The following is a 17,136-nucleotide window of genomic DNA, read 5'->3' as shown; positions in this document are numbered from 1 at the left end:
TGCAAGACGGTATCAACCGTATGTATGGTGAAAAACAAGAAGATGTGTTCTATTATATGACCACATTAAACGAAGTTATGGATCAACCAGCAATGCCAGCAGGCGCAGAAGAAGGTATCCGTAAAGGTTTATATAAATTCGAAACGGTTGAAGGTAAAGGAAAAGGTCACGTTCAATTGTTAGGTTCTGGTGCGATTATGCGTCACGTTCGTGAAGCAGCACAAATCCTTGCAAATGACTTTGGTGTAACATCTGATGTATTCTCAGCACCTTCATTCAATGAGTTAGCACGTGAAGGTCACGATGCAGCACGTTGGAACTTATTACATCCAACAGCGGAACAACGCGTACCATACGTTGCACAAGTATTAGCAGATTTACCAACAGTGGCATCAACTGACTATGTGAAAGCATACGCAGATCAAATCCGTGCGTTCGTACCAAGCCGTCACTATCACGTGTTAGGTACAGACGGTTTCGGTCGTTCAGACAGCCGTGCAAACTTACGTGAACACTTTGAAGTAGATGCACGCTATGTGGTAGTTGCGGCACTTTCTCAATTAGCGAAAGAAGGCACAGTAACTAACCAAGTAGTTGCAGATGCAATTGCGAAATTTGGCTTGAACGTAGATCGTATCAACCCATTATACGCATAGTGGAAGAGGTCAAAATTAGTTAAGATTTTGCAAAAAAGGACAGGGTATTGCCCTGTCCATTTCTAAAAGAAGGATTACCAAAATGTCAAAACAAATTAATGTACCAGATATCGGTAGCGATGAAGTTACCGTAACAGAAGTGATGGTAAACGTGGGTGATACCATTTCTGCTGACCAATCAATCATCAATGTGGAAGGTGATAAAGCTTCAATGGAAGTGCCTGCACCAGAAGCAGGTGTTGTAAAAGAAGTTTTAGTTAAAGTTGGCGATAAAGTAACAACAGGTTCACCAATGTTAGTGTTAGAAGCAGCAGGAGCAGCTCCAGCAGCAGAAGCACCAGTAGTCGCAGCTCCTGCACAAGCAGCGACTGCATCAGCAATCGTTGAAGTGAACGTACCAGATATAGGTGGCGACGAAGTAAACGTAACTGAAATTATGGTAAAAGTAGGCGACAGCGTTGAAGTTGACCAATCAATCATTAACGTTGAAGGCGATAAAGCTTCAATGGAAGTCCCAGCACCAATCGCAGGTGTGGTAAAAGAAATTTTAATCAACGTAGGTGATAAAGTTTCTACTGGTAAATTAATTATGAAATTTGAAACGGCATCTGCGGCATCAGCAGCAGAAGTTGCTCCAGCTCAAGTGGCTGTGCCTGCAGTGCCAGTAGTAGCAGCAATTAAAGATGTAAATGTACCAGATATCGGTGGTGATGAAGTAAACGTAACTGAAATTATGGTTGCAGTGGGAGATACAGTTTCAGAAGAGCAATCTTTAATTACCGTTGAGGGCGATAAAGCTTCAATGGAAGTACCCGCACCATTCGCAGGTGTAGTAAAAGAAATTTTAGTGAAATCAGGTGATAAAGTATCAACTGGTTCACTTATTATGCGTTTTGAAGTAGCAGGTGCAGCACCTGCAGTAGCTCCAGTAGCGACTTCTGCTCCAGCAGCTCAACCAGCACAAAGCGGTAACGTTGCAGGATTAAGCCAAGAGCAAGTGGTAGCAAGTGCAGGTTACGCACACGCAACACCAGTGATTCGTCGTTTAGCACGTGAATTCGGCGTAAACTTAGACAAAGTGAAAGGTACAGGTCGTAAAGGCCGTATCGTAAAAGAAGACATCGAAGCTTACGTGAAAACTGCGGTTAAGGCTTACGAGAGCGGTGCAACTGCTCAAACAGCGGGTAACGGTGTAGCGAATGGTGCTGGCTTAGGCTTATTACCGTGGCCGAAAGTTGACTTCAGCAAATTCGGTGAAGTAGAAGAAGTTGAATTAAGCCGCATCAACAAAATCTCTGGTGCGAACTTACACCGTAACTGGGTAATGATTCCACACGTTACACACTTTGATCGTACAGACATCACAGAATTAGAAGCATTCCGTAAAGAACAGAACAAGATTGTTGAAAAACAAAAACTAGACGTGAAAATTACGCCAGTTGTGTTTATTATGAAAGCGGTTGCGAAAGCGTTAGAAGCTTTCCCACGTTTCAATAGCTCAATTTCTGAAGATGGTCAAAAATTAACAATTAAGAAATATATCAACATTGGTGTTGCTGTGGATACACCAAACGGCTTAGTTGTTCCTGTGTTCAAAAACGTGAACAAGAAAGGTATTATTGAGTTATCTCGTGAGTTGATGGAAGTATCGAAAAAAGCTCGCGAAGGCAAACTAACTGGTTCAGATATGCAAGGTGGTTGCTTCACTATTTCAAGCTTGGGCGGTATTGGTACAACCCACTTTACCCCAATCGTGAATGCACCAGAAGTAGCAATTTTAGGCGTGTCTAAATCTGAAATGGCACCTGTATGGAACGGTAAAGAATTCGCACCACGCTTAATGCTTCCATTATCATTATCATTCGACCATCGCGTGATCGATGGTGCTGATGGTGCTCGTTTCTTAAGTTACATCAACGGTGTATTAGCAGATATCCGTCGCCTAGTAATGTAATTAGGTTGTGTAACTTAGCAATGTAATCAATCTATAAGCGGTCGGATTTGCAAGAAAATTGACCGCTTGAAAAGGAAAAGATATGAGTAAAGAAATTAAAACTCAAGTAGTTGTACTTGGTGCAGGTCCTGCAGGTTATTCAGCCGCGTTCCGTTGTGCTGACTTAGGTTTAGAAACCGTTCTTGTCGAACGTTATTCAACCTTAGGTGGTGTGTGCTTAAACGTAGGTTGTATTCCATCAAAAGCGTTATTACACGTTTCTAAAGTAATTGAAGAAGCAAAACACGCAACCAAAAACGGTATTTACTTTGGTAAACCAACTATCAATTTAGACGAAGTTCGTGCAGGTAAAGATGCTGTAGTCGCTAAATTAACAGGCGGTTTAGCAGGTATGGCAAAAGCACGTAAAGTGACCGTGGTTGAAGGCTTAGCAGCATTTACTGATCCAAATACATTAGTTGCACGTGATCGTGATGGTAACCCAACTACTGTTAAATTTGATAATGCAATTATTGCGGCGGGGTCTCGTCCAATTCAATTACCATTCATCCCGCATGAAGATCCACGTATTTGGGATTCAACAGATGCACTTAAATTAAAAGAAGTACCGAAAAAACTTCTTATCATGGGGGGCGGTATCATTGGTTTAGAGATGGGTACAGTTTATCATTCTCTAGGTTCAGAGATTGAAGTGGTTGAAATGTTTGACCAAGTTATCCCAGCGGCAGATAAAGATGTTGTAGCAATCTACACCAAACAAATCGAGAAAAAATTTAAGTTAATGCTTGAAACTAAAGTAACTGCAGTTGAAGCAAAAGATGATGGTATCTATGTTTCAATGGAAGGTAAAGCATGTAACGATACTAAACGTTATGATGCAGTACTTGTTGCTATTGGTCGTACACCAAACGGTAAATTAATTGATGCAGGTAAAGCAGGTGTTGAAGTTGATGAGCGTGGTTTCATTCGTGTAGATAAACAAATGCGTACCAACGTACCTCATATCTTCGCAATCGGTGATATCGTAGGTCAACCAATGTTAGCACATAAAGGTGTGCATGAAGGTCACGTTGCAGCAGAAGTGATTGCAGGACAAAAACACTACTTCGATCCGAAAGTGATTCCATCAATCGCTTATACTGAGCCAGAAGTGGCATGGGTAGGCAAAACAGAGAAAGAGTGTAAGCAAGAAGGCTTAAACTATGAAGTGGCTAAATTCCCATGGGCGGCATCAGGTCGTGCGATTGCTTCTGAATGTTCAGAAGGTATGACTAAACTTATTTTTGATAAAGATACCCACCGCGTATTAGGTGGTGCGATTGTAGGTAGCAATGGTGGTGAATTATTAGGCGAAATCGGCTTGGCAATTGAAATGGGTTGCGATGCAGAAGATATTGCATTAACTATCCATGCCCACCCAACGCTGCATGAATCTGTTGGTTTAGCGGCAGAAGTGTTCGAAGGCTCAATTACAGACCTTCCAAATGCAAAAGCGAAAAAACGTTAATTTACGTTGAGTTTTATAGCCCCCTTTATAGGGGGCTTTGTTTTATCTAGAACAGTTTTCTTAATAAGTGATTTACTTTTTAGATACTTTTTTTTATAAAAATCATTAAAAAAAGTTTTCATAAGCTAAAAAAAGGTTACAATACAATCGTTTTCTTTTTTAAATTGAGAGGTCTTATGGATTTTATTGTTTCAGGCTTTGAAGCCATTTTAAACTGGATCGTCAATACATTAGATGGCCCAATTTGGGATATTACGATTCTCCTGCTTTTAGGCACAGGCTTATTTTTTACTATCACAACGGGTTTAGTGCAGCTGCGTTTACTTCCACAAAGTTTACGTGAAATGTGGGGTGGGCGTGCGGCTGATGGCGATTCTTTAACCCCATTTCAAGCCTTTACTACAGGTTTAGCTAGCCGTGTGGGTGTAGGTAACATTGGAGGGGTTGCAACTGCAATTGCATTAGGAGGACCAGGAGCAGTATTTTGGATGTGGCTCACTGCGTTAATGGGTATGAGTTCTGCATTTGCGGAATCTTCACTTGCACAGCTTTACAAAACCCGCGATTTAAATGGAATGTTCCGCGGTGGTCCTGCCTATTACATTACTCGGGGTTTGAAATGTAAACCGCTAGCGATTGCATTTGCGATTACTTTAATCTTTACATTTGGTTTTGCGTTTAATGCTGTTCAATCTAACTCTATTGTCGCAGCAACGAGTAAGGCATGGTCTTGGGATGCTGAATCAGTGGGTATTGTGCTTGTAATCTTAACAGCAGTTATTATCGCTGGAGGAGTTAAACGTATCGGACAAGTTTCTGCAAAAGTTGTACCAACAATGGCGTTATTTTATTTGATTATTGCAGTTATTATTCTTGGAATGAATATCAGCAAGGTCCCTGAAATTTTATCGATGATAATCTCAAATGCCTTTGATTTCTCCGCAGTTGCAGGTGGTATGTTTGGAAGTATTGTTTCTAAAACAATGTTAATGGGGATTAAACGTGGCTTATTCTCAAACGAAGCTGGTATGGGTTCTGCACCAAACTCAGCGGCAACATCTGATGCAAAACACCCAGCGAGCCAAGGCTTAATCCAAATGCTTGGTGTATTTGTGGATACTATTATTGTTTGTACTTGTACAGCTGTTATCATCTTAATGTCAGATAACTATGGCAATGAAAGCTTAAAAGGAGTAGAGCTTACCCAAATTGCACTACAATATCACTTGGGCGAATTTGGCGTGCATTTCCTAGCCTTTATCTTGCTTTTATTCTGCTACACCTCAATTATCGGTAACTACGCTTACGCAGAAACGAATATCCGTTACATCAAGAATAAAGCGTGGTTTGTATGGAGTTTCCGAGTAATTGTATTATTCTTCGTTTACTTTGGGGCAGTGCGTGATGGCGGTATTGTTTGGGCATTCGCTGATACAGTAATGGCGACCATGGCAATCATCAATTTAATTGCTATCTTAATCCTCTCTCCTATCGTGTGGCGAATTTTAAAAGATTATGTTCGTCAACTAAAAGCAAAACAAGAACCTGTTTTCTGTATCGAAGAGCATCAGGAGCTTATTCATCGTGGTGTTGATCCGTTGGTTTGGAAATCAAAAGAGTAGTTTATAAGTAGCTCTCGTTACGATCTAGAAATGAACCGAAAGAAGATTAAGGGCTCGGTTTCTGTAATTTACAGAGCAGAGTCCTTTATTTTATCTTGAATACCCCAAATGGCTATAGAGGACAAAATAAGTGTATTCACGAATATATTTATAGATCTAGTAAGAAGAATGATTAAGAGGTGATATTGTCTGGAAGTGTCATTCAGATAATAATATTCACAGGAGTCTTGTTGATATATTATGAGTTTTTGTTCAGAAACTTAATTTATCTAATTTCTAATGGATGGCTTTTAGGAATAAAAAAGCATGAATAGATATTCATGCTTTTAGATAGTCATTAAATTTCAAACTCAGATAAATTTTTGCCAACTAGTTCACGGGGGGTGCGACCTTGACCTGTCCAAGTTTTTTCATTGCCATTAACATCAACGAATTTATATTTAGCGGGGCGAGGAGCGATTGGTTTACGTGGTTTTCTTTCAATAGGAGCGTTACTCAGTAATGATGCTAATTCATCAGCTGAAATGCCATCTTGAGCTAACATCTCTTTATATTTATTTAAGCTTTCTAAAAATTTTGCTTGTTCTAATTCTTGGGCTTTTACGTCTTCACGTTTTTCTTCAATAACAATAGTTAATTTTTCTAATAATGCTTCTAGTTGTTCAAGAGATGTTTCGCGAGCTAGTACACGTAAACTACGAATATTAGATAATGTTTTTAATGTTTCAGACATATGATCTCCTATAAATATATAAATTATGAGATTGAAGGTGCGAATATATTACCGTAATATATTTTTAAGGTAAATCATTTAAATTTAAAATATTCAAAAATAACGCCAAAATGCTGAAAATTTCGCTTGTTTAATGTTTCTCTTTCAGGTAATCTTTATTAAATCCTACAATTGTAGAGGTGCAAATACGATAAGTACTTTTTCTGAGTGGAAAACGATGAGGAAAAATGAAAGGTGTATTTGCCGAAATCAATCAGGCGTCATCTTGGTTGGTTGGGGTCGTTGCCGAAAGGGACGACACTGTCGCAGTTTTGATATTCTTTGTATCACTGCGGAGTGCTACTGTAAGTTAGGTGAGGATATTTCCCTTTATCCTTCCTTTATTTGCCTTCCTGCGTAAATACATTCAGTAGATTCAATGACGTTATAAAAATATCTTTTAATAAATTAGAGGTTTTATGAATCTTGTTGATTATTCATCATCGCTTTTGTCTGTTGTACCAGCGTTAATTGCACTTCTACTTGCGATTGCAACTAGACGTGTTTTAATTTCATTAAGTTTAGGTATTATTGTCGGTGCATTAATGTTATCTGACGGTAATGTGCTTGATGCTGTTTTATATTTAAAAAATAGTGTAGTTTCTTTGCTTTATAAAGGTGGCGAAGAGGGCTTTAATAGTAACAATATCAATATTATTTTATTTTTAATATTATTAGGCATTTTAACGTCTTTACTAAGCGTTTCTGGTGCAAACCAAGCCTTTGCAAACTGGGCTCAAGAGAAAGTAAAAGGCAGACGTGGTGCAAAATTAATGGCAGCTTGCTTGGTTTTTGTTACTTTTATTGATGACTATTTCCACAGTCTTGCTGTAGGTGCGATTGCTCGCCCAGTGACGGATAAATTTAAAGTATCGCGTGCAAAATTAGCTTATATTTTAGACTCAACTGCTGCACCGATGTGTGTATTAATGCCAATTTCAAGCTGGGGAGCTTACATTATCACTCTTATTGCTGGGTTATTAGCGACACACTCTATTGCAGGTTACACCCCATTAGGCGCGTTTGTAACGATGAGTGCGATGAACTTCTATGCGATTTTCTCAATTCTAATGGTGTTTTTCGTAGCCTATTTCTCGTTTGATATTGGTTCTATGGCACGTTTTGAGCGTAATGCAATGAGCCAAGAAGAGAAATCTTCTGAGCAGCAAGGTTCTTCAGAAGCGGGCGTACGCGATTTAGTTCTTCCAATCTTAGCATTAATTATCGGTACGGTAACGATGATGCTAAAAACAGGTGGCGATGCTTTAGCGGAAGCGGGCAATCCGTTTACGATTTTAGGTGCATTTGAAAATACTACTGTTGGTATTTCATTAGTAACGGGTGGTGTGGCAAGTATTATTGTACTTACGCTTTGTCTATTAACGCGTCGTCATATTTCTGTAGGCGATTATACAAAAGCTTATGGAGCGGGCGTAAAAATGATGTCTGGTGCGATTTTAATTCTTTTCTTCGCGTGGACAATCAACGGCGTTGTAAGTGATATGCAGACGGGTAAATATCTTTCAAGCTTAGTGGCTGGAAATATCTCACCAGCGTTCTTGCCTGCGATTTTATTCGTGCTTGCTTCTGCAATGGCATTCTCAACAGGCACAAGCTGGGGGACGTTCGGTATTATGTTGCCAATTGGTGCAGCAATGGCGATGCATTCTGATCCGAACTTAATCATCCCTTGTTTATCAGCTGTAATGGCAGGTGCAGTATGTGGTGACCACTGTTCACCAGTCTCAGATACAACGATTCTTTCTTCAACGGGAGCGCAATGTAACCATATGGATCACGTGCTTTCACAATTACCTTATGCACTATTAGTCGCAGCAGCATCGGTGGTTGGTTACTTAGTTGTAGGTTTTACAGAGTCAGGTTTACTTGGTTTTATTACGGCAGGTATCACGATGTTAGTGTTAATTATGCTGTTTAAAGCGAAAAATGTAGAACAAGAGTAGAGATAAAATAAACCTAGCCTTGGCTAGGTTTATTTTTGCTTATGATTTCTAATTTCTATTTGTTGAGCTTTCCGGTACAATAAACCCCATTTTTGATGATATACGAATATGAGCCTTATGCTGAACGAAACTGCACAGAACGAATTGGCACACACTATTCCAGAGCTTATCCAATGGACGAAAGAGAGTGAGTTTTCGCTTTCGCTCCCGCCTGAACGCCTTGCCTTTTTATTGGCAATTTCTATTTTTAACCAAGAACAAATTGATGGTGAACTGCTTGAGAGTGATTTAATTGATCTGTTTTGCTATGTTTCTCAAACTTTTGAACACTCAGAATTTACGCTTTCCCAGCGAGCAAATAATGCGATCAACGATCTGGTAAAACAACGTCTTTTAAACCGTTTTTCGAGCGAATTTACCGAAGGATTGGCGATTTATCGTGTTACCCCGCTGGCAGTCGGCATTGCGAATTACTATATTCGTCAGCGTGAGTTTTCTAGCCTACGTCTTTCAATTCAACTATCTATTGTGGCAAGTGAAATCCAAAAAGCATCGTTAGCCGCAGAAGAGGGCGGAGATGAACGTCATTGGCGAAATAATGTGTTTGCGCCACTGAAATATTCGGTAGCAGAAATTTTCGATAGCATCGATCTTTCGCAACGCATTATGGATGAAAATCAGCACCAAATTCGTGAGAGAATTGCGAATCTTTTAAGTCAAAATTGGCACGAGGCGATCACGAGTTGTGAACAATTATTAGACGAAACTTCGGGCAATCTACGAGAGTTGCAAGATACGTTAAATGCAGCGGGCGATAAATTGCAAGCACAACTATTGCGTATTCAAAGCTGTTTAATAGGTCGTTACGATTTAGATTTCATCGATCAGCTAGTGGTTAATCTACAAAGTAAATTAGACCGTATTATGAGCTGGGGGCAAAAGGCAATCGATCTTTGGATTGGCTACGATCGTCATGTGCATAAATTTATTCGTACCGCAATTGATATGGATAAAAACCGTGTATTTGGTCAGCGTTTGCGTCAATCTATTCAAGATTATTTTGATGCCCCTTGGATGCTTTACACCGCGAAAGCGGAGCCGCTCCTTGATTTACGTGATGATGAAACTGAATTTAACGAAGTGGAAGCAGTGGGCGAATTACCAACCGAGTTGGAATATCAGTCCATCAGCGATGTACAAGAGCAAATCGTGGCAATGATGCAGGCTTATCTTGCACAATTTAGAGCGGAAGGTAAGCCAATCGACTTAGGTATGGTTTTACGTGAACAATTGGCTCGTTATCCGCATTCTCGCCATTTTGATGTGGCGCGTATTATCGTAGATCAAGCAAGCAAATTGGGTATGGCAAGTTTAGATAGCCAAGCAGTTTATCCAGAATGGCAAGCGATTAACGAAACAGGGGCAGAAGTGCAAGCCCACGTGATTGATCAATACCAGTAATCAAGCAAAAAAGAGAAAAATTATGACAGATAATATTCAAGATGTGATTTCAACTAAATTAGCAGTGGCGATTGCCAACCCAATTTTTCCAAGCCTTGATAGCCAATTGCGTGCAGGTCGTCATATTAGTATTGATTTGCTTGATGAACACGCGTTTTTGATTGATTTCCAAGCGGAACTTGAGCAGTTTTACAACCGCTATCACGTGGATCTTATCCGTGCACCAGAAGGTTTTTTCTACCTCCGTCCACGTGCTTCAACTTTAATTAACCGTGCTTCTATGTCTGAAATGGAGATGTTGGTAGGTAAAGTATTATGCTACCTCTATTTGAGCCCAGAACGCTTGGCACAACAAGGCGTGTTTAGTTACGATGATGTTTATGAAGAGTTGTTGAACCTTGCCGATGAACAAAAATTGTTAAAAGCGGTAAATCCTCGTTCGACAGGTTCAGATTTAGATAAAGCTAAGCTGGTTGAAAAAGTTGGCGGTGCATTGCGTCGATTGGCTCGTATTGGAATGATTACCCGTATTGGTGATCAAAACAGCAAGAAATTTGTGATTTCCGTTTCCGTTTTCCGTTTTGGTGCGGATGTTCGCGCAGGAGATGATTACCGCGAAGCGCAATTACGTTTGATCCGTGATGGTGAGGCAACCGCGCCAAATCCTACCGCTGATACAGAAGAACAAGCGGTAGAAAATGAGGAAGATTTTGCAGAGGGTGAGGAATAATGTGTACGTTAATGCAAAAAGATGTGTTGATTGAGTTAATCGCAAGTACTCAAGCAGATTTAAGTAAAATTTTAGAATTACCACTCAATGAAGATCAACTTTTTCTTAGCCGTTTAAGAGGGCAAGTATATCGCACCGAACCTGAGGCGATCGATTTCGATTTGCTTTCAAGTCAAGTGAAAGAGGTTGGTGCTAAATACCATTCATCACGAGCAATTTAGAGGTTTTATGCAAAACTTTGATATCAATGCTTACGATGTTGAGGCTGATATTGAACGAAATTTTCCTAAAATTTGGGCAAATTTGCTTGCTGAAAGTCAGGTTACCCCACAAGAGTACCCTGTTGCTATTTTACTGGGAGGGCAACCTGGTGCTGGGAAATCTTTCGGTTCTCTTGCAATGAGTAAGCGTTTAGATTTCAACTTGCTGATAATTAACGGAGATGAATTTCGTCCTTACCACCAGTATTACCATGAAATTTATCAGCAATATGGCAAAGAGGCTTCGAAATATACAGGCGAATTCACCGGTAAAATGGTGCAACGTATTCGAGATGAAGCCATAGCACATCGCTTTAATTTATTGATTGAAGGGACTTTTCGTACCGCTGATGTGCCTCTTAAAGAACTTGCTAATTTTAAGCATTATGGTTACCAAACCAATGTGTTAATTTGTACTTGCCCTAAAGAGCTGAGTTGGGAAAGCACGCTAAAAAGAGCAGAGGAACAAGCGCGTCAAGGTATGCAACCTCGTTATGTGCCAAGAGAACATTTCGGCTTTGTGATTGCAAATTTAGCAAATAACGCGGCGCGTGTTTTGCAAGAGGCGAAACCCGATGGCTTTGAAGTATATTCTCGCTCTCAGAAATTATTTGATATTAAAGATACACCAGCAGATCAATTAACCGCTATTATCAATACAGAATTAAATAGATAAAGGAAAAATCCTAATGAGTAACACGGATTTAATTTTAGAAGACAACGCACAAGAGGTAATGATTGTGCAACCGACAATTCAGCTACAACAGATTGAACGTGGCAAATTCCGCTCCTTAACGCTGATTAACTGGAATGGTTTTTTTGCTCGTACTTTTGATTTAGATGAATTAGTCACCACACTTTCGGGCGGTAATGGTGCGGGTAAATCCACCACGATGGCAGGTTTTGTGACTGCCTTAATTCCTGATTTAACGCTTTTAAACTTCCGTAACACCACTGAAGCAGGTTCAACGTCTAGCTCTCGCGATAAAGGGTTATACGGTAAATTGAAAGCGGGTGTTTGTTATGCAGTGTTGGAAAGCGTGAACTCACGTGGGCAACGTGTGATTACAGGCGTGCGTTTGCAACAGATTGCGGGGCGAGACAAAAAAGTGGATATTCGTCCATTTTCATTACAAAACGTACCCTTTGATCAGCAGATTATCTATATTCTGACCGAACAAATGGGCGTTAAAGCACGCGTGCTGGCATTAAATGAAGTAAAAGAAAAATTTGAGCAATCGGACGTTCAATTCAAGCAATATCAATCCATTACCGATTACCACAGCTTTATGTTTGATGTGGGCGTATTGCCAAAACGCTTACGTTCTGCAGGCGATCGTAGCAAATTCTACAAGTTGATCGAAGCGTCACTTTATGGTGGTATTTCAAGTGTTATTACCAAATCATTACGCGATTACTTATTGCCTGAAAATACGGGTGTTCGCCAAGCATTCCAAGATATGGAATCGGCATTGCGTGAAAACCGTATGACGCTTGAAGCGATCAAAGTTACGCAATCGGATCGTGATATGTTCAAGCAGTTGATTACCCATTCAACCGATTACGTATCTGCAGACTATATGCGTCACGCAAACGAGCGTTTGGGCAATATTCAACAAGCGTTAAGTTTTCGTCAGGCGTGGGCGAATTTAAAATCGAAGCGTGAGCTTGAGCAACATCGTTTAGTGGAATTTAGCCGTGAATCAGCGGAAATTGAAGCCACCGAACAAGGGCTTGAAGCGGAATTTAATTCTGCGAATGATCATTTAAACTTGGTGCAAAATGCGTTACGCCATCAAGAGAAAGTAGAACGTTATCAAGATGACGTTGAAGAGCTCAACGAGAAACTTGAAGAGCAACAAATGGCGATTGAAGAAGTTTCCGAAGCAGTGGAAATGGCTCAACACCAAGCTGATGATGCGGAAGCACACGTGGAGGATTTGCGAGCACAGCTTGCGGATTATCAGCAGGCATTAGATGCTCAACAAACACGTGCTTTGCAATATCAACAAGCGGTTGCCGCTCTTGAAAAAGCAAAACAGATTTCAGGTTTGGTGAATTTAGACTTACATAATATTGAAGATTACCACGCAGAATTTTCAGCCCAAGCCGATGAAATGACTGACCAAGTGTTCGACTTAGAACAGCGCTTATCTGTTTCAGATATGGCGAAAGAGCAGTTTGAAAAAGCCTATGAATTAGTTTGCAAAATTGTGGGCGAAACAGACCGCTTGCAAGCGTTTGAGGAAGCTAAATCACTGCTTAGTGCTTTCCCAGAACAGAAAATACGTGCGACGCAAGCGGTCGGATTACGCCAGAAATTGCACGAGATTGAACAACGCTTGCAACAACAACAGCAAGCAAAACGTTTGTTGGCAGAGCTTAATCAAAGAACGCAAAGTGAGTTTAGTCACGCAGACGAGCTTGAAAATCACTTTGAAGAGCAACAGGCAAAACGTGAAGATTTAGAAGCGGAATTAGCCGAGCTTGTTGAAGTGCGTTCAAGCCAACGCCAACAGCTACAACAGCTCCAAAATCAATACGACCAATTGGCAAAAAATGCGCCCGCGTGGCACACCGCTCAATCAGCTTTAACCCGTTTGGAAGAGCAGTGTAGCGAAACATTTGAAGCAAGCCAAGCGGTGATGCAATTTATGCAAAATATGCTGGCAAAAGAGCGTGAAGCAACACTTGCTCGTGATGCGTTGGCTCGTAAAGAACAGCAATTAAGCGATGAGATTTCACAACTGAGTCAGCCAGATGGTTCGGAAGATCCGCGTTTAAATCAGCTGGCAGAACGCTTTGGTGGCGTGTTGCTTTCTGAGCTTTATGATGATGTATCACTTGAAGATGCCCCTTATTTTTCCGCATTATATGGCGAGGCTCGTCATGCGATTGTGGTACGCGATTTAGAGGCAGTAAAAGCACAGCTCGAAACTTTAGATGATTGCCCAGACGATCTCTATTTAATCGAAGGCGATCCAATTGCTTTTGATGATGCGGTCTTTAGTGCGGATGAGTTAAATGAGGGCGTAGTTGTAAAAGTTTCAGAGCGTCAATGGCGTTATTCGAAATTCCCTGCTGTGCCGTTGTTTGGTCGTGCCGCTCGTGAAAAACGTGTTGAAGCATTGAAAGCCGAACGCGATGAAGTGGCGGAAAAACACGCAGAACTTTCGTTTGATGTGCAAAAATGCCAACGTTTGCATCAACATTTAAGCCAATTCGTGGGCACGCATTTAAACCTCGCTTTCCAAGACAATCCAGAAGAGGCGATGCAAGCAGTTGTAGCAGAGCGTAGCGAAATTGAACGAGAGCTTAATCAAGCGGTCGGAAACGAACAGCAACTTCGCAATCAATTAGATGCGGCCAAAATACAATTGCAATTGTTAAGCAAAATGTTACCGCTTGCAGATTTACTTGATGACGAAGAGTTAATTGAGCGTGCAGAAATTTGCCGTGAACAATTGGCGGAAGCGGAAGAAGATGAGCAATTTGTGCGTCAATATGGCAACTATATCACTCAGCTTGAGCCAATTGCCAGCTCGCTTCGTAACGATCCAAGCCGTTTTGAAGAACTGGAAATGGAATACAACCAGGCGAAACAAACCCAAAAAGCATTGCAACAAAAAGTGTTTGTTTTGTCAGATGTAATGCAACGTCGCATACATTTCAGTTATGAAGATGCAGTAGGTGCGGAAGGTTCCCGTTTAACTGAACAGCTACGAGAGGAGTTGGAACAGGCTCAACAAACGCGAGAGCAGGCTCGTCATCAATTGCGTCAAGCACAATCACAACATAGTCAATACCATCAAACCTTAACGGGTTTACGTAGTGCTTATGAAGTGAAAAGTCAAATGTTGGCGGAGCTTATTCGTGAGATGGATATGCTAGGCGTACGCGGTGATGCACAGGCGGAAGAGCGTGCTATTGAGCGCCGTGAAGAGTTGCATCAACGCTTAAGTCAACAACGTGCACGCAAAACGTTCCTTGATAAGCAGTTGGGCAGCATTGAAGCAGAAATTGAGAATCTCAGCCGTGAAGTACGCAAGGTGGAACGTGATTATAAAAATCAACGTGCCGCTGTGGTGCAAGCGAAAACCAGCTGGTGCTTGGTGTTGCAACTTTCTCGTAACAGCGATGTAGAAAAACGCTTGAACCGTCGTGAATTGTCGTATCATTCATCGGATGAGTTACGTTCGATTTCAGATAAAGCGTTGGGGGCATTACGTGCTGCAGTCGCAAATAATGAATACTTACGTGATAGTTTACGTGCTTCGGAAGATAGCCATAAACCAGAGACGAAAGTGGCATTCTTCATTGAAGTGTATCGCCATTTACGTGAGCGTATTCGCCAAGATATTATCAAAACTGATGACCCAATTGATGCGATTGAGCAGATGGAAATTGAACTTTCTCGCTTAACGAATGAGCTTACTCGTCGTGAGAAAAAATTGGCGATCAGTGCAGAAAGTGTGGCAAATATTTTACGAAAAACCATTCAGCGTGAACAAAATCGTATTCTTCAATTGAACCAAGGCTTACAAAATATCGCTTTCGGTCAAGTAAAAGGCGTACGTTTAGATGTAAAAATTCGCGAGACACACGCTATGTTGTTGAATGCGTTGAGTGGAGATCGTGAACAGCACAAAGATCTGTTTGAGAGCGAAAAACTGAGTTTCTCAGAAGCACTTGCGATGTTGCATAAACGTGTGAACCCACATATTGATATGGGACAGCGTACACCGCAAACCATTGGCGAAGAGTTGTTAGATTACCGCAATTACCTTGATCTTGAAGTTGAAACCGACCGTGGTGCAGATGGCTGGCAACGTGCCGAAAGTAGTGCGCTTTCAACGGGTGAGGCGATCGGTACGGGGATGTCTATCTTATTAATGGTGGTGCAAAGCTGGGAAGAAGAGTCTCGTCGTCTACGTGCGAAAGATATTCTCCCTTGTCGTTTGCTCTTCTTGGATGAGGCAGCTCGACTTGATGCGATGTCGATCAACACGCTCTTTGAACTTTGCGAACGTTTAGATATGCAACTATTGATTGCGGCACCAGAAAATATCAGCCCAGAACGTGGAACAACCTATAAATTGGTGCGTAAAATTACCAATAACCAAGAGCTAGTTGAAGTGGTTGGATTGAAAGGGTTTGCGTAGTTAGGAATTTTTTTATTTAAGAGCTAAGCTTAGAGGGATTCGAGTTTAGCTCTTTCAATTTGTGCTAAAAATGAGGAAAAGTATTAGATTTTTAATACAAAATCTGTATAATACGCACACCCTGTTTTTGTTTGGACTTTCCCGCTAAACAATTTGGTCTAAATAAGACTCGAAGGGGTCGGATTTAGCCGAAAAATTAATAGGTAATATCCGTAAGGATATTGGGTTTAAACTTTAAATTTTGGTATTTAATTAATGAAAACTTTTGTAGCAAAACCAGAAACAGTAAAACGTGACTGGTATGTAGTAGATGCGACAGGTAAAACTTTAGGTCGTTTAGCTACTGAATTAGCACGCCGTTTACGTGGTAAACACAAGGCTGAATATACTCCACACGTTGACACAGGTGATTACATCATCGTTATCAATGCAGAGAAAGTAGCTGTAACAGGTAAAAAAGAAACTGATAAAATCTACTACTGGCACACTGGCTATGTAGGTGGCATCAAAGATGCAACCTTCAAAGAAATGATTGCACGTCGTCCAGAAGCAGTGATCGAGATCGCAGTAAAAGGTATGTTACCAAAAGGTCCTTTAGGCCGTGAAATGTTCCGTAAATTAAAAGTTTACGCAGGTAACGAACATAACCACGCTGCACAACAACCACAAGTTTTAGACATCTAATCACGGAGCATCAAAATGACAGCAGCAAATCAAAACTACGGCACAGGTCGCCGCAAAAGCTCTTCAGCTCGTGTATTTATCAAACCGGGCAGCGGTAACATCACTATTAACCAACGTTCTTTAGACGTATACTTCGGTCGTGAAACTTCACGTATGATCGTGCGTCAACCATTAGAATTAGTTGAATTATTAGATAAATTAGATTTATACATCACTGTTAAAGGTGGTGGTATTTCTGGTCAAGCAGGTGCAATCCGTCACGGTATTACACGTGCATTGATCGAATACGACGAAACTTTACGCCCAGCACTTCGTGCAGCTGGCTTCGTTACTCGTGACGCACGTCGCGTTGAACGTAAAAAAG

Annotated in this window: 13 protein-coding genes and 1 riboswitch; of the genes, 12 read left to right on the top strand and 1 reads right to left on the bottom strand. The window is 40.9% G+C overall.

Annotation, left to right across the window (positions count from 1 at the left end):
- The 4 genes from QMF79_RS01825 to QMF79_RS01810 all read left to right on the top strand — a co-directional run.
- The coding region (locus tag QMF79_RS01825) for a transketolase-like TK C-terminal-containing protein (protein ID WP_425591876.1) at positions 1 to 656 on the top strand (656 nt) is incomplete at its 5' end.
- A gap of 82 nt (positions 657 to 738) precedes the next feature.
- Entirely contained in the window at positions 739 to 2,610 is a 1,872-nt protein-coding gene (gene aceF / locus QMF79_RS01820; protein WP_281772529.1) for a pyruvate dehydrogenase complex dihydrolipoyllysine-residue acetyltransferase, read from the top strand.
- Between the two features lie 82 nt (positions 2,611 to 2,692).
- Positions 2,693 to 4,117, top strand: coding sequence for a dihydrolipoyl dehydrogenase (gene lpdA, locus QMF79_RS01815; RefSeq protein ID WP_281772528.1), 1,425 nt, complete (start codon positions 2,693 to 2,695; stop codon positions 4,115 to 4,117).
- Positions 4,118 to 4,293: 176 nt separating this feature from the next.
- Positions 4,294 to 5,739: an alanine/glycine:cation symporter family protein gene (locus QMF79_RS01810; protein WP_040215956.1), complete on the top strand. Its 1,446-nt coding sequence runs from the start codon at positions 4,294 to 4,296 to the stop codon at positions 5,737 to 5,739.
- 337 nt (positions 5,740 to 6,076) lie between these two features.
- Here the strand turns inward: QMF79_RS01810 and QMF79_RS01805 are convergent, their stop codons facing one another.
- Positions 6,077 to 6,472 (bottom strand): H-NS family nucleoid-associated regulatory protein, encoded by a 396-nt coding sequence (locus QMF79_RS01805; RefSeq protein WP_281772527.1) that lies wholly within the window; start codon positions 6,470 to 6,472, stop codon positions 6,077 to 6,079.
- Between the two features lie 166 nt (positions 6,473 to 6,638).
- A riboswitch (Lysine riboswitch) is annotated at positions 6,639 to 6,822 on the top strand.
- Positions 6,823 to 6,930: 108 nt separating this feature from the next.
- On the opposite strand from QMF79_RS01805, the gene QMF79_RS01800 reads away from it, so the two are divergent.
- The 8 genes from QMF79_RS01800 to rpsI all read left to right on the top strand — a co-directional run.
- Positions 6,931 to 8,475 carry a Na+/H+ antiporter NhaC family protein gene (locus QMF79_RS01800; protein WP_281772526.1) on the top strand — a complete coding sequence of 515 codons (1,545 nt, stop codon included), beginning with the start codon at positions 6,931 to 6,933 and terminating at the stop codon, positions 8,473 to 8,475.
- Positions 8,476 to 8,592: 117 nt separating this feature from the next.
- Positions 8,593 to 9,936, top strand: coding sequence for a chromosome partition protein MukF (mukF, locus tag QMF79_RS01795; RefSeq protein ID WP_281772525.1), 1,344 nt, complete (start codon positions 8,593 to 8,595; stop codon positions 9,934 to 9,936).
- A gap of 22 nt (positions 9,937 to 9,958) precedes the next feature.
- Positions 9,959 to 10,666 (top strand): chromosome partition protein MukE, encoded by a 708-nt coding sequence (gene mukE, locus QMF79_RS01790; protein ID WP_281772524.1) that lies wholly within the window; start codon positions 9,959 to 9,961, stop codon positions 10,664 to 10,666.
- Positions 10,666 to 10,887, top strand: coding sequence for a hypothetical protein (locus QMF79_RS01785; protein ID WP_005705323.1), 222 nt, complete (start codon positions 10,666 to 10,668; stop codon positions 10,885 to 10,887). The genes mukE and QMF79_RS01785 overlap by 1 nt, the downstream gene beginning before the upstream one ends.
- A 7-nt stretch (positions 10,888 to 10,894) precedes the next feature.
- On the top strand, positions 10,895 to 11,602 hold the full coding sequence (locus tag QMF79_RS01780) for a zeta toxin family protein (protein ID WP_281772523.1): 708 nt from the start codon (positions 10,895 to 10,897) through the stop codon (positions 11,600 to 11,602).
- 58 nt (positions 11,603 to 11,660) lie between these two features.
- Entirely contained in the window at positions 11,661 to 16,088 is a 4,428-nt protein-coding gene (gene mukB / locus QMF79_RS01775; RefSeq protein ID WP_281772530.1) for a chromosome partition protein MukB, read from the top strand.
- Between the two features lie 255 nt (positions 16,089 to 16,343).
- Positions 16,344 to 16,772 (top strand): 50S ribosomal protein L13, encoded by a 429-nt coding sequence (gene rplM, locus QMF79_RS01770; protein ID WP_005596850.1) that lies wholly within the window; start codon positions 16,344 to 16,346, stop codon positions 16,770 to 16,772.
- 15 nt (positions 16,773 to 16,787) lie between these two features.
- The coding region (gene rpsI, locus QMF79_RS01765) for a 30S ribosomal protein S9 (protein WP_281772522.1) at positions 16,788 to 17,136 on the top strand (349 nt) is incomplete at its 3' end.

It is taken from the genome of Pseudohaemophilus parahaemolyticus (assembly GCF_938021905.1).
Classification (GTDB): domain Bacteria; phylum Pseudomonadota; class Gammaproteobacteria; order Enterobacterales; family Pasteurellaceae; genus Haemophilus_A; species Haemophilus_A parahaemolyticus_B.
The sequence above is the reverse complement of the archived record's forward strand: the minus strand, read 5'-3'. Positions and strand labels throughout refer to the sequence as shown.

Excerpts from the sequence above, each read along its gene's own strand:
- mukE (WP_281772524.1), top strand. The coding sequence starts at position 9,959 with ATGACAGATAATATTCAAGATGTGATTTCAACTAAATTAGCAGTGGCG.
- QMF79_RS01805 (WP_281772527.1), bottom strand. The coding sequence starts at position 6,472 with ATGTCTGAAACATTAAAAACATTATCTAATATTCGTAGTTTACGTGTA.
- mukB (WP_281772530.1), top strand. The coding sequence starts at position 11,661 with ATGATTGTGCAACCGACAATTCAGCTACAACAGATTGAACGTGGCAAA.
- rplM (WP_005596850.1), top strand. The coding sequence starts at position 16,344 with ATGAAAACTTTTGTAGCAAAACCAGAAACAGTAAAACGTGACTGGTAT.
- QMF79_RS01810 (WP_040215956.1), top strand. The coding sequence starts at position 4,294 with ATGGATTTTATTGTTTCAGGCTTTGAAGCCATTTTAAACTGGATCGTC.
- QMF79_RS01785 (WP_005705323.1), top strand. The coding sequence starts at position 10,666 with ATGTGTACGTTAATGCAAAAAGATGTGTTGATTGAGTTAATCGCAAGT.
- QMF79_RS01780 (WP_281772523.1), top strand. The coding sequence starts at position 10,895 with ATGCAAAACTTTGATATCAATGCTTACGATGTTGAGGCTGATATTGAA.
- mukF (WP_281772525.1), top strand. The coding sequence starts at position 8,593 with ATGCTGAACGAAACTGCACAGAACGAATTGGCACACACTATTCCAGAG.
- lpdA (WP_281772528.1), top strand. The coding sequence starts at position 2,693 with ATGAGTAAAGAAATTAAAACTCAAGTAGTTGTACTTGGTGCAGGTCCT.
- QMF79_RS01800 (WP_281772526.1), top strand. The coding sequence starts at position 6,931 with ATGAATCTTGTTGATTATTCATCATCGCTTTTGTCTGTTGTACCAGCG.
- aceF (WP_281772529.1), top strand. The coding sequence starts at position 739 with ATGTCAAAACAAATTAATGTACCAGATATCGGTAGCGATGAAGTTACC.